This window comes from Streptomyces sp. NPDC052064, from assembly GCF_055585925.1.
The window spans coordinates 22216-35100 of record NZ_JBVJJE010000020.1; the positions used below are offsets into that span (position 1 = coordinate 22216).

Genomic DNA, 12885 nt, shown 5'->3' on the forward strand with positions numbered 1-12885 from the left:
CGGCGAGGGTGGCTCAGCCGAAGCGGCCGGAGATGTAGTCCTCCGTGGCCTGGACCGACGGGTTGGAGAAGATGCGCTCCGTTTCGTCGATCTCGATGAGCTTGCCGGGCTGGCCGACCGCCGAGAGGTTGAAGAACGCCGTGCGGTCGGAGACCCGCGCCGCCTGCTGCATGTTGTGCGTGACGATGACGATCGTGAAGCGTTCCTTCAGCTCGCCGATCAGGTCCTCGATCGCCAGGGTGGAGATCGGGTCCAGGGCCGAGCAGGGCTCGTCCATGAGCAGGACGTTCGGCTCGACCGCGATCGCCCGCGCGATGCACAGACGCTGCTGCTGACCACCGGAGAGGCCCGAGCCGGGCTTGTTCAGGCGGTCCTTGACCTCGTTCCAGAGGTTCGCGCCCTTGAGCGACCGCTCGACGATGTCGGAGAGCTCGCTCTTCTTGTAGCTGCCGTTCAGCCGCAGCCCCGCCGCCACGTTGTCGAAGATCGACATCGTCGGGAACGGGTTCGGCCGCTGGAACACCATGCCGACCTCACGGCGGACCGACACCGGGTCGATGCCCGTGCCGTAGAGGTCCTCGTCGTCGAGCAGCACCTTGCCCTCGACCCGGCCGCCCGAGGTCACCTCGTGCATCCGGTTCAGGGTGCGCAGGAACGTCGACTTGCCGCATCCGGACGGGCCGATGAACGCCGTCACCGAGCGCGGTTCGACGGTCATCGAGATGTCCTCGATCGCCTTGTGGGAGCCGTAGTAGGCGGTGAGTCCGCTTACGTCGATTCGCTTGGCCATTACTGCTTCACTTCCAGACTCAGTCAGTCGCTGTGGCCGCCGTCAGCGACCGGTCTTAGGGGCCTTCCAGCGGGCGATCCCGCGGGCCACCAGGTTCAGGAGCATCACGAAGGCGATGAGGGTGAGCGACGCCGCCCAGGCGCGGTCGTACGCCGCACCGGAGCCCGCGCTGTTCGCGTACTGCTGGTAGATGTACAGCGGCAGCGAGGCCTGCGCCCCCTCGAAGGGGTTGGCGTTGATGAACGCGTTGCCCCACACCAGCAGCAGGACCGGGGCGGTCTCACCGGTGATGCGCGCGATCGACAGCATGATGCCCGTGGTGATGCCGCCGATGGAGGTCGGCAGGACCACCTTCAGGATGGTGCGCCACTTCGGGACGCCGAGCGCCAGGGAGGCCTCGCGCAGCTCGTTCGGGACGAGCTTGAGCATCTCCTCCGTGGAGCGGACGACCACCGGCATCATCAGGATCGCCAGGGCCAGCGAGCCGGCGAAGCCGAAGGGCTCCATGTCGAACATCAGCATGAGGCTGAGGATGAACAGACCCGCGACGATCGACGGGATGCCGGTCATGACGTCGACGAAGAACGTGATGGCCTTGGAGAGGTTGCCCCGGCCGTACTCCACGAGGTAGATCGCGGTGAGCACACCGATCGGCGCGGCGATCACCGTGGCGAGACCGACCTGCTCCAGGGTGCCGAGGATGGCGTGGTAGATGCCGCCGCCGGGTTCGGTGTCGGCGACCACGCCCATGGAGTGCGTCAGGAAGTAGACGTCGAGGACCTTCACACCGCGCGCGACCGTCGACCAGATCAGCGAGGCCAGCGGGACGACGGCGAGCAGGAAGGCGACCCAGACGAGGGAGGTCGCGATGCGGTCCCTGGCCTGGCGCTTGCCCTCGACGCCCGCGGCGATGGCGTACGTGGCGACGACGTAGACGATCGCGGCGATCAGGCCCCACTGGACGCGGCTGTGCAGGCCGCCGGCGATGCCGATGCCGATCGCGACGGCGACGGAGCCGGCGGCGATGGCGAACGGGGACCACTTGGGCAGACGGGCGCCGCGCAGGGTGCTGGGGCCCTTGGGGGTGATGGTTGCGGTGCTCATGCGTTGGCCCCCGAGTACTCCTTGCGGCGGGCGATGATCGCGCGGGCCGCGCCGTTGACCAGCAGGGTGATGACGAACAGGACCAGGCCGGAGGCGATCAGCGCGTCCCGGCCGAACTCGGTGGCCTCACCGAACTTGCTGGCGATGTTCTGGGCGAACGTGCCGCCGCCCGGGTCGAGCAGGCTGGTCTGGATCAGGAAGGTCGGGGACAGCACCGTGGCGACGGCCATGGTCTCGCCGAGGGCGCGGCCGAGGCCGAGCATCGAGGCGGAGATCACGCCGGAGCGGCCGAAGGGGATGACCGCCATGCGGATCACTTCCCAGCGGGTGGCGCCGAGCGCCAGGGCCGCCTCCTCGTGCATCTGCGGGACCTGGCGGAAGACCTCGCGGCTCACGTTGGTGATGATCGGCAGGATCATGATCGCGAGCAGGATGCCGACGGTCAGCATGGAGCGGGGGGCGCCGCCCTGCCAGGAGAAGATGCCGGTCCAGCCGAGGTAGTCGTTCAGCCAGCCGAAGAGGCCGTTCATGTGCGGCACGAGGACGAGGGCGCCCCAGAGGCCGTAGACGATGGACGGCACGGCGGCGAGCAGGTCGATCACGTACGCGATGGGGCCGCGTAGCCGGCGCGGGGCGTAGTGCGTGAGGAACAGCGCGATGGCGACGGCGATCGGGACCGCGATGACCATGGCGACGATCGAGGAGACGACCGTGCCGAAGGCCAGGACGGCGATGCCGAAGTTCGGCGGGACGAGGTTGGTGTCCCACTGGAACGTCGTGAGGAAGTTGCCCTGGTCCTTGCTGATGGCGAGGGAGGCGCGGTAGGTGAGGAAGACCGCGATCGCGGCCATGATCACCAGCAGCAGGATGCCCGAGCCGCGGGAGAGACCGAGGAAGATCCGGTCTCCGGGCCGGGTGGCTCCGCGCGCGGCGCGCTTGTCGGCGGTGGGTTGCTGAACGGGGGGAGGTGCGTCGGTTGTCTGCGTGGATGTGTCCATCAGGTTCTCCGGTCTGCGGAGCCGTACGCGGTGTGCGGCGGCTCTGCGGAGCCGTACACGCCGTACGGCCACTGGCGGCGGTGCACCGGACGGTGCGGTCCGGTCCCGGGAAGGGGGCCGGACCGCACTCGGATCAGCTCAGGCCCTCGATGGTGGTGCGGACCTGGGAGATGATGTCGGCGGGGATCGGCGCGTAGTCGTTCTCGGCGAGGACCTTCTGGCCTTCCTCGGAGGCGATGTAGCGCAGGAACGCCTTGGTGGCGGGCAGCGTGTCGGCCTTGTTGCCCTTGTCGCAGACGATCTCGTACGTGACGAGGACCATCGGGTAGGCGCCCTCGGCCTTGGTGCCGTAGTTCAGCTCCAGCGAGAGGTCCTTGCCCGTGCCGACGACCTTGGCCTCGGAGATGGCCTTGGTGGCGTTGTCGACGGTGGCCTTGACCGGCTGGGCGGCGCCCGTGTCGAGGTCGACGGTCTTCAGGCCGTCCTTGGCGTACGACAGCTCGAAGTAGCCGATGGCGCCGTTGGTCTGCTTCACCTGCTGGGCGACACCGGAGGAGCCGGAGGCGGACTGGCCGCCCTTGGCCTGCCAGGTCTTGCCGCCGTCGTAGGGCCAGTCCTTCTTGGCGGTGGCCATCAGGTACTTGGTGAAGTTGTCCGTGGTGCCGGAGTCGTCCGAGCGGTGGAACGCCTGGATCTTGAGGTTCGGAAGCTTCGCGTCGGGGTTCAGCTTCTTGATCTGCGGGTCGTTCCAGTTGGTGATCTCGTTGTTGAAGATCTTCGCCAGGGTGGAGGCGTCCAGGACGAGGTTGTCGACGCCGCTGACGTTGAAGCCGACCGCGATCGGGCCGCCGACCATCGGCAGGTCGATGCCCTGGCCGCCGGAGCAGACCTTCTTGGAGGCCGTGACCTCGTCGGGCTTCAGGGCGGAGTCGGAGCCGGCGAAGGCGACCTGGCCCTGGGTGAACGCGGTGACACCGGCGCCGGAGCCGCCGCCCTTGTAGTTGATCTGGGTGCCCTGGCAGGCAGAGGTGAACTGCTTGACCCAGGCGTCGATCGCGTTCTTCTGCGCGGACGAGCCGTCGGCCAGCAGCTGGCCCTTGGCGTCGTCGCACTTGATGCTGCCGGGCTTGGGGGCCGCGGCGGCACCGCCGCTGTTGCCGCCGGTGTCGTCGGAGCCGCACGCCGTGAGGGCCAGGGCGCCGGAGACGGCAAGAGCACCGAGAGCGAGGGCCCGCCGGTTCATGCGCTGAAGCTTCACTTGAGTTCCTTCCAGGAGCCGCCGTCCTGATCGGCGGCGTGCGAAGTCTTGGTGTCGCGGGACGAGGCCGCGCACGGCAGGCGCGGCTCGCATCTGGTACGGCTGAAATTAGGCAGATCAGATGAAGGCGCCGATGGCCGCGAGTGAACGAGGGGTGAACCCCTGCCGACGGTGTGGTTAGGTCACGGAATGCTCACGGGGAGAGTACGCACGGGTTCCGCTTTCCGGACCTGAGGGGTTCAGTCCGGTTTTCCGGCGGGTCGTGGCCGGTTCAGCACGGCGAGCAGCGCGTCGATCAAGGGGCGGTCGTGGGGCTGGGTGAGGCGGGCGCGGGCAGCGACAGGTGTCAGCCACAGCACCCGGTCCACCTCAGCCGTCGGGGAAAACGCGCAGGACATCGCCTCGGCCGCCCAGTAGCGGACCTGCTTGGGGCGGCCGTCGGCCAGATAGCGCTGGGTGGGCAGCTCGGCGCCCGGCTCGGCCCGGCAGCCCGTCTCCTCCGCGACCTCGCGCAGGGCGCCGGCGAGCGGCTCCTCGTCGCGCTTCAGCTTGCCCTTCGGCCAGGACCAGTCGTCGTATTTCGGCCGGTGCACGAGGCAGAGCTCCAGCCCGCCGGTGAGGGGGGAGCGGCGCCACAGGACGCAGCCGGCCGCCTGAACCGTGGTGTCCTCGGGGGAGCCGGAGCTCACCGGGTACTCACCGTCTCCTTCTGCCAGGCCTGCTGGAAGGCGAAGCGTGCCGCCTCCACCTCGTGCCGCTGGTCGGCATGGAGCACGCCGAGGGCGTACGCCGTGGCCGGGGCGATACGAGGGGTGCGGGCCGCCTGGGCCGCCGCTGCCGCCGCCTCCGAGGCGTCGCGGTGGCGGTTCAGGGCCTGGCCGGCGGAGAGCAGACGCAGGTCGACGACGGAGGTGCCGTCGGGTTCGCCGCGGACCGCTTCGCGGGCGTAGCGGTGCAGGCGCAGGAGCAGGCGGACCTGGTGCCAGGGGGCGTCCTGCGGGTGCGGGACCGTGTCCGGGGACAGGCCGTGGATGAGTGCGGCGGCGTTGTACGGGTGGCCTGCGGTGACGAGGGGCAGGACGCTTACGGCGTCGGCGAGGCGGTCCTTCGCGGCGGTGGCCAGGGGGCGGAGGTCCGTGGTGGCCGCGGTCCGGGTCAGGGGGACCTCGCTGGCCAGGACGGCGACCTTGTCCGCGATGGCGTGGAAACGGCTGGAGCCGAGGGCTTGCAGGGCGGTGGAGTGGGCTCGGGTGCGCGCGAGTGTGAGTTGGCGGTCCAAGAGAGCGCCGGCTTTTGCTGCTCCCACTGTGAGGTTGCCGCGCTCCGTGGTGCTGGTCGGGTGGGTCGGGGAGCTGGCGTTGCCAGGTGCCGCTGCGCCCACCCGTGCCGCCCCAGCGGCACGACTGCCCGCAGCTGAGTCGGTACGTGCGCCGGCGGCCGCGCCTGCCGTCTGTGTCGGCAACGCAGTGGAGCCCGACAAGCGGTGCAGGGCGCTCAGCAGGCGTTCCAGGCGCGCCGTGTACGCCTGTTCCATGGCCAGGGTGCCTGAGACCCAGGCCAGTTCGGGGCGCATGCCCTCGCACCAGTCCGTGTCGAGGAGGGCCTGGAACGTGTGCAGGCTGGCGCTGATGCGGCGGGCCGAGCGGCGGAGCGCGCGGGCCGCGTCGGCGGACCCCTCCGCGCCGCTCGCCCCGGAACCGGTCTCCCGGTGCAGGCGCAGCGCGCGGAGGAACTCCGTGGCCTGGGCCCGCAGGTAGCCCGCGAGGGCGTCCCCGGTGGGGGCAGGGCCGGCCATCGGGTCCGTCGGGTCAAGGTGTCGCTGTGCCACGCCGGCGCCTCCGGGCGTCTATGAGCATCTCCTGGACGTTGCGCAGGGGCTGGCCGTCCGCGTCGGTCGCATGCCGCGTCCAGTCGCCGTCCGGGCCGAGGTGCCAGGAGGCGGTGGTGTCGGACATGCCGGTCTCCAGCAGCCGGTTCAGGGCTGCCCGGTGCGCCGGGTCGGTGACCCGGACCAGGGCCTCTATCCGGCGGTCGAGATTGCGGTGCATCATGTCGGCGCTGCCGAACCACACCTCGGGCTCGCCGCCGTTGCCGAAGGCGAACACCCGCGAGTGCTCCAGGAAGCGGCCGAGGATGGAGCGGACCCGGATGTTCTCCGACAGGCCCGTCACGCCCGGGCGCAGCGCGCAGATGCCGCGCACCCACACGTCCACCGGCACGCCCGCCTGGGCCGCGCGGTAGCAGGCGTCGATGACGGCCTCGTCGACCATCGAGTTGACCTTGATACGGACGTACGCGGGCCGTCCGGCGCGGTGGTGCTGGATCTCCTTGGTGATCCGCGAGACCAGGCCGTCGCGCAGCGACTTCGGGGCGACGAGGAGACGGCGGTAGGTCTCGCGGCGGGAGTAGCCGGAGAGGCGGTTGAAGAGGTCCGAGAGGTCGGCGCCGACCTGCGGGTCGGCCGTGAGCAGACCGAGGTCCTCGTAGAGGCGGGCCGTCTTCGGGTGGTAGTTGCCGGTGCCGACGTGGCTGTAGCGGCGGAGCGTTTCGCCTTCCTGGCGGACCACCAGCGACAGCTTGCAGTGGGTCTTCAGGCCGACCAGGCCGTAGACCACGTGGCAGCCGGCCTCCTCCAGCTTGCGCGCCCACTTGATGTTGGCGTGCTCGTCGAAGCGGGCCTTGATCTCGACCAGGACGAGGACCTGCTTGCCGGTCTCGGCGGCCTCGATGAGGGCGTCGACTATGGGGGAGTCGCCCGAGGTCCGGTACAGGGTCTGCTTGATCGCGAGGACGTCCGGGTCGCCGGCCGCCTGCTCCAGGAAGGCCTGGACGGAGGTGGAGAACGAGTCGTACGGGTGGTGCAGCAGGACGTCCCGCTCGCGCAGGGCGGCGAAGATGTCCGGCGCGGACGCCGACTCGACCTCGGCGAGGTCGCGGTGGGTGCCGGCGACGAACTTGCGGTACTTCAGCTCCGGCCGGTCGAGGGAGGCGATCCGGAACAGGCCCGTGAGGTCGAGGGGGCCCGGCAGCGGGTACACCTCGGCCTCGCTGATCTTCAGCTCGCGCACCAGCAGGTCCAGGACCTCGCGGTCGATGGACTCCTCGACCTCCAGGCGCACCGGCGGCCCGAAGCGGCGCCGCATGAGCTCCTTCTCCAGCGCCTGGAGCAGGTTCTCGGCGTCGTCCTCCTCGACCTCCAGGTCCTCGTTCCTGGTGAGGCGGAAGGCGTGGTGCTCCAGCACCTCCATGCCCGGGAACAGCTCCTCCAGGTGGGCGGCGATGACGTCCTCGATGGGGACGTAGCGGCCCGGGGAGCTCTCCAGGAAGCGGGACAGCAGCGGCGGCACCTTCACGCGGGCGAAGTGCTTGTGGCCCGTGACCGGGTTCCGTACGACGACGGCCAGGTTCAGGGACAGGCCGGAGATGTACGGGAAGGGGTGGGCCGGGTCGACCGCCAGCGGGGTCAGCACGGGGAAGATCTGGTGCCGGAACAGGGTGAACAGGCGGGCCTGCTCCTTCTCCTGGAGCTCGCTCCAGCGGACCAGGTGGATGCCCTCCTCGGCGAGTGCCGGGGCGACGTCCTCGTGGTAGCAGGCGGCGTGCCGGGCCATGATCTCGCGGGAGCGGGCCCAGATCATCTCCAGCACTTCGCGCGGCTGGAGACCGGAGGCGGAGCGGGTGGCCACGCCGGTGGCGATACGGCGCTTCAGACCGGCCACCCGGACCATGAAGAACTCGTCCAGGTTGCTGGCGAAGATCGCGAGGAAGTTGGCCCGCTCCAGCAGGGGCGTGTTCGGGTCCTCGGCGAGTTCGAGGACGCGTTCGTTGAACGCGAGCCAGCTTCGCTCCCGGTCGAGGAAACGGCCGTGCGGCAGCTGGGGTCCGTCGTACGGCGACTCCTCGTACGCGTCGAGGTCGGCATCGATGTCGGGTTCGAGTTCGGAGACGGCCGCCGCGATGGTGTGCGGGCGGTGGGCTGCTATGGAGCCCACGGAGGGCTGCGCGTGCTGGACCTGTGCCTGGTTGTTCGGCTGGCTCATGGACCCATTCTTCCGCGCCGCGAGCATCACGGGCGCGTCGGAAAGCGCGGGTGGGAGCGGGGGCGTCACATGAGTGTTCCCGTTCCCCCCAGGCCCCTCTCGGGGCGGTGAAGGCTCTGGCACGGCGGGAGTCATTGGCCGAGCCTCGCAAGCCCGTCTGAATCGATGGTTACGGAGACATGACGTGTGGGATAGCGGGGGGCGGCTCGCGGGGGTGCGTTCGGTGCCGGCCGGAAAACCGGGCGTGCTTTCGTGAACCGGTCGAACGGGGTCGTCCGATGAGGAGACGTGAGCGAAACGAGAAGCGACGGGGAGCTGCTGCGGGCCGTTGCCGCGGACGCCGACCGGCGTGCCTTCGAGGAGCTGTACCGGCGGTACGCGCCGTGGCTCCGCGCCCGGCTGCGGGGCCGGTGCGCCGACGTGAGTGTCGTCGACGACGTCGTACAGGAGACGTTCCTCGCGGTGTGGCGGGGCAAGGCCCGCTACCGGGAGGAGGGCTACTCCGGGGACGCAGCCGGGTGGCTGTGGCGCATCGGGTCGCGGCGGCTGGTGGACGCGCTGCGGGGCGACGGGGCACGCGGGCGGCTGCGGCAGGCGCTGGCGCGGCTCAGGCACCGGGACGAGGTGTCGGCGGAGGAGCGCGTGCTCGCGGGGGTGGAGCACGGGGACCTCGCCGGCGCGCTGGTCCGGCTGTCGCCCGAGCTGCGGGCGGTGTTGCAGGCGACCGTCATCGACGGGCTGTCGACCCGGGAGGCCGCCGTGCTGCTGGGGATTCCGCCGGGGACGGTCAAGACGCGGGCGATGCGGGCCCGGAAGCAGTTGCGGGAGGCGTTGGCATGAGCTGGCACGTGCCTGAAGAGGATCTGCGCGCCTATGCGCGCGGCGAGCTGGCGGCACCGGCTCTGTGGTCCGCCGATACGCACCTGGGTGCCTGTGCCGCGTGCCGGGGCGTGCTCGCCGAGGTGAGTGATCCGGTCGCGCTCGACGCGGGGTGGGAGCGACTCGACGCCGAGCTCGACGCGCCCCGGGTGGGGGTGCTGGAGTCGCTGCTGGTCCGGGTCGGGGTGGCCGGGCACACCGCGCGGCTGCTGGCGGCGGCGCCGGTGCTGCGGCGGTCGTGGCTGGGGGCCGTCGTCGCCGTGCTGCTGCTGAGCGTCGGGGCCGGGCACGCCGTGCGGAACGGGGAGTTCCCCACGCTGTTCCTCGCTCTCGCGCCGCTGCTGCCGCTGGCGGGGGTGGCGCTGTCGTACGGGCCCGCGCTGGATCCGACGTACGAGATGGCCGTCGTCGCGCCGATGCACGGGTTCCGGCTGCTGATGATCCGGACGGTGGCCGTGCTGGGCGTGGTGCTGGGGCTGAACGGGCTCGCGACGCTCGCGCTGCCCGAGTACGGGCTGCGTGCGCTGGCCTGGCTGCTGCCCTCGCTCGCGCTCACCGCGACCGGGCTGGCGCTGACGCCCCGGCTGGGGCCGGTGCTCGCGCCGTCGCTGGTCGGTGGGGCGTGGGTCGGGCTGCTGGTGCTGGCCGAGGCGCTGCGGGCGGGGCCCGAGGTGCCGCTCGCGCCGTTCACCCCCGCCGGGCAGGGCGTGGCGGCGCTGGTCGCCGCGCTCGCCGCCGGGCTGCTCTTCCTCTTCCGTGACCGATTCGACCTCTTCCAGGGACGTGCCGTATGACTCCGACCGTGTCCGCCTCCGGGCTCAGCCTCCACTACGGCGGCACCCGGGCCCTCGACGACGTGTCGCTGCGGCTGACCGGCGGCGTCACCGGGCTGCTCGGGCCCAACGGCGCCGGAAAGACCACGCTGCTGCGGGTCCTCGCCACGGCCCTGCCCGCCGACCGGGGCGCCTTCACCGTGCTCGGGCACGACCCGGGCACCGCGCGGGGCAGGCAGGAGGTGCGGCGCCGGCTGGGCTATCTGCCGCAGACACCGGGGTTCCACCCGGACTTCACCGCCTTCGAGTTCGTCGACTACGTGGCGATCCTCAAGGAGATGACCGACCGGGCCGCCCGGCACCGCGAGGTGCGGCGGGTGCTCGACGAGGTGGGGCTCGCCGACGTGCGGGGCAAGCGGATCCGCAAGCTGTCCGGCGGCATGCGGCAGCGGGTCGCCCTGGGCGCCGCCCTGGTCGGTGACCCCGGCTTCCTGGTGCTGGACGAGCCCACCGTCGGACTGGACCCCGAACAGCGCATGCGGTTCCGGGAGCTGATCGCGGGGGCCGGGGAGGGGCGCACGGTGCTGCTGTCCACCCACCAGACGGAGGACGTGGCGATGCTCTGTCACCGGGTGCTGGTCATGGCCGGCGGCCGGGTCCGGTTCGAGGGCACTCCGGCCGAGCTGACGGCGCGGGCCGCCGGGCGGGTGTGGAGCAGCACGGAGCGCGATCCGGACGCCAAGGCGGGGTGGCGTACGGGAACCGGGGCCTTCCGGAACGTGGGGGATCCGCCGGACGGTGCCGAGCTGCTCGAACCCACCCTGGAGGACGGCTACCTGCTCACCCTCGACGGTGACGCCGTGGAGGTGGCGGCATGACGACGGTGGTGGAGAAGCCGGTCGTGTCCGATGTACGGCCCGGGTCCTCGGGAGCGGCCGTGGCGGCCTTGGCCCTGTTCGAGACGCGCCGGCTGCTGACGAGAGTGCCGGTGGTCATCGCCTTCCTCGTGTACCTCGGCTGGACCGTGTGGCGCGGCGGGAAGGACTGGGACGGCTACCCGGCCCTCCAGGACGTCGACCGCGCCACCCAGAGCGCGCCGATGCTGGTCGGCCTCGCGGTCCTGCTGTCCGTCAACCACGCCGCGCTGCGCTCGCGACGGCACGGTACGGAGCACCACTTCTCGGTGCTGGTCCTCCCGCCGTGGCGGCGTACGGTCGCCCACGCGCTGTCGGTCGTGGGCGCGGCCCTGCTCACCGCCGGATGTGTGGCCGCGCAGTTCGGCCGGGAGGCGCTCAGGCCCGGGGCGATCGGGCACGGTTCGGTGGCCGAACTGCTCGTGGGGCCGCTGATCGTGTTGCTGTCCGGGCTGGTCGGACTGCTCATGGCCGGGCTGGTGAGGTCGGCGATCGCCGCACCGCTGACGGTCGTGTTCTTCCTGTTCTTGTTCATGTTCTTCTCGGGCGGCCCGAGCGACGGCGGGACCCGGTGGCTCATGCCGGTGGTCGTCGAGCCGACCGCCAGTACGTTGCCGTCCGACCTGCTGGGCAGGCCCGCCGCCTGGCACGCGCTGTATCTGGCCGGGCTGGCGCTGTGCGCGGGCCTGGCGGCGGTGCTGGTCGACGGCGGCCGTAAGCCGTTGGTGATGGCCGGGGTCGCCGGGGCGGTGGCCATGACGCTGGTGGGCGGGGTCGCCCAGGCCGGCGGCGACTCGCCCGAGCTGGTCCGGGCCCGGGAGCGGGCCACGGCGAACCCGGACCAGGTGCAGACCTGTGTCCGGCGGGACGGGTCGACGTACTGCGCGTTCCCCGAGTGGGGACCGCGGGTCGCGGACTGGGCCGGGGTCGTGGACCGGGTGAGGTCCCTGGCCGGTGGCAGCGCCCATGAGCAGCAAATCGTCGTACGGCAACGGATCGAGGCCAGTTACGGGCTCTCCGGCGATGCCGCGCTGACGCCCCTGGAGCGTCCGCACGAGGTGACCGTGGGCACTCGGTGGGGCGGAAACCGCGTCCCCGAGTTCTCGGCGGCCGTGGCCGGCGTGCTGGTCGCGGGCAACGAGAAGGCGTCCACCTCGATGTGCGACGGCCGCATGGTCACCGTCATGTGGCTGGCCCTGGGCTGGGAGTCCGACCCGGTGGCGGCCCTGCGCCGCGTCCGCCTCGACGACAGCGTGACCGGCTCGGCCCTGGTGCTCCAGCCGACGGACGGGATGTACATGACGGCCGCCCAGACGGAGGTCCTGCGCGAACTGCTGGACCGGCCCCGCGGCGAGGTCACCGCCCGGGTGAAGTCCCACTGGGCCGAACTGACCGAGCCCAAGGTGACGGCGGCCCGGGCGGCGAGGCTGCTGGGCGTGAAGGCACCCGAGGGGGACGACAAGTGCCTCGACTGAGCACGGAGTTGGTCGTCATGGCCTGCCGGACCCTGCCGTGGGGCGTGGTCGGCACGGCCGGCGGGGCGGGACTGCTGCTCGCCGCGCTCACCCGGATCACCGGTGAGACGGGCGAACAGCTCTCCCTGCACCTGCTGCGGGCCGCGGTCCTGGCCTTCGCGATGGGCCTGGTGTTCCTCCTGGACGACCCCGCCCGGCACACCACGGCCACCGTGCCGACCCCGCGCCCGGTCCGCATCGCGCTGCGGGTGGCCCTCGTCGTCCCCGCGACGGCGGCCTGGTGGACCGCGGCACTGCTGCTCGTGCCGCCGGAGCTACGGCCGCCGGTCGCCGACACCACGCTGGAGGCCGGGGCGGCGTTCGCCCTGGCGGTGGCCGGTGCGGCGGTCGCGGTGCGCTTCACCGAGGTCACGCGGCCCGGACCGCGGGTCGCGGCCGGCCTGCTGACCTCGGCGGTACTGGCCATGGTGTTCTGGCCCGGGCGGTGGGCGCTGTTCGTGCCGGTGGCGGACGAGCGATGGGCGGCGGCGCACGACCGGTGGGCGGTGGTGCTGGCAGGGGCCGTGCTCGTGGGGGTGCTGGGTGTGGTGGAACCGTTGCGGCGGAGGTCCTGGCGCGTGGTGCCGGGCCGTCGTTCAGGAACCCTAGGGTGAC

The 12885-nt window shown here is 71.6% G+C and carries 12 protein-coding genes; 5 read left to right on the top strand and 7 right to left on the bottom strand.

From position 1 onward, the window contains the following. Nucleotides 1-13 precede the first annotated feature (13 nt). From pstB to ACZ6TU_RS37315, 7 genes are all read right to left on the bottom strand, one after another. The gene (gene pstB, locus ACZ6TU_RS37285) at nucleotides 14-790 is read right to left on the bottom strand and encodes a phosphate ABC transporter ATP-binding protein PstB (RefSeq protein WP_467681393.1); all 777 of its coding nucleotides are present in this window, start codon (nucleotides 788-790) and stop codon (nucleotides 14-16) included. Nucleotides 791-832: 42 nt separating this feature from the next. Further along, on the bottom strand, nucleotides 833-1894 hold the full coding sequence (pstA, locus tag ACZ6TU_RS37290) for a phosphate ABC transporter permease PstA (protein ID WP_467681395.1): 1062 nt from the start codon (nucleotides 1892-1894) through the stop codon (nucleotides 833-835). Continuing rightward, a complete protein-coding gene (gene pstC / locus ACZ6TU_RS37295; protein WP_467681397.1) occupies nucleotides 1891-2892 on the bottom strand; it encodes a phosphate ABC transporter permease subunit PstC in 1002 nt (333 codons plus the stop codon). Before pstC ends, pstA begins: the two co-directional genes overlap by 4 nt. A 133-nt stretch (nucleotides 2893-3025) precedes the next feature. Beyond that, the gene (gene pstS, locus ACZ6TU_RS37300; protein ID WP_467681399.1) at nucleotides 3026-4150 is read right to left on the bottom strand and encodes a phosphate ABC transporter substrate-binding protein PstS; all 1125 of its coding nucleotides are present in this window, start codon (nucleotides 4148-4150) and stop codon (nucleotides 3026-3028) included. 239 nt (nucleotides 4151-4389) lie between these two features. Further along, nucleotides 4390-4839 carry an NUDIX hydrolase gene (locus tag ACZ6TU_RS37305; protein ID WP_467681401.1) on the bottom strand — a complete coding sequence of 150 codons (450 nt, stop codon included), beginning with the start codon at nucleotides 4837-4839 and terminating at the stop codon, nucleotides 4390-4392. Continuing rightward, nucleotides 4836-5978, bottom strand: a complete 1143-nt coding sequence (locus ACZ6TU_RS37310) for a CHAD domain-containing protein (protein ID WP_469553244.1) — start codon at nucleotides 5976-5978, stop codon at nucleotides 4836-4838. The genes ACZ6TU_RS37305 and ACZ6TU_RS37310 overlap by 4 nt, the downstream gene beginning before the upstream one ends. Then, nucleotides 5959-8325, bottom strand: coding sequence for an RNA degradosome polyphosphate kinase (locus tag ACZ6TU_RS37315; protein WP_467681405.1), 2367 nt, complete (start codon nucleotides 8323-8325; stop codon nucleotides 5959-5961). The genes ACZ6TU_RS37310 and ACZ6TU_RS37315 overlap by 20 nt, the downstream gene beginning before the upstream one ends. A 153-nt stretch (nucleotides 8326-8478) precedes the next feature. On the opposite strand from ACZ6TU_RS37315, the gene ACZ6TU_RS37320 reads away from it, so the two are divergent. Genes ACZ6TU_RS37320 through ACZ6TU_RS37340 form a run of 5 tightly spaced genes read left to right on the top strand, consistent with a single transcriptional unit; the run spans nucleotide 8479 to nucleotide 12884 of the window. Continuing rightward, nucleotides 8479-9030 (top strand): RNA polymerase sigma factor, encoded by a 552-nt coding sequence (locus ACZ6TU_RS37320; protein ID WP_467681407.1) that lies wholly within the window; start codon nucleotides 8479-8481, stop codon nucleotides 9028-9030. Next, nucleotides 9027-9863 (top strand): cupin domain-containing protein, encoded by an 837-nt coding sequence (locus tag ACZ6TU_RS37325; protein ID WP_469553246.1) that lies wholly within the window; start codon nucleotides 9027-9029, stop codon nucleotides 9861-9863. The genes ACZ6TU_RS37320 and ACZ6TU_RS37325 overlap by 4 nt, the downstream gene beginning before the upstream one ends. Next, nucleotides 9860-10720, top strand: a complete 861-nt coding sequence (locus ACZ6TU_RS37330; RefSeq protein ID WP_467681411.1) for an ABC transporter ATP-binding protein — start codon at nucleotides 9860-9862, stop codon at nucleotides 10718-10720. The genes ACZ6TU_RS37325 and ACZ6TU_RS37330 overlap by 4 nt, the downstream gene beginning before the upstream one ends. Then, on the top strand, nucleotides 10717-12231 hold the full coding sequence (locus tag ACZ6TU_RS37335) for an ABC transporter permease (protein WP_469553247.1): 1515 nt from the start codon (nucleotides 10717-10719) through the stop codon (nucleotides 12229-12231). Before ACZ6TU_RS37330 ends, ACZ6TU_RS37335 begins: the two co-directional genes overlap by 4 nt. Before the next feature lie 17 nt (nucleotides 12232-12248). Next, a complete protein-coding gene (locus ACZ6TU_RS37340) occupies nucleotides 12249-12884 on the top strand; it encodes an ABC transporter (RefSeq protein WP_469553294.1) in 636 nt (211 codons plus the stop codon). Nucleotide 12885: the final 1 nt, after the last annotated feature.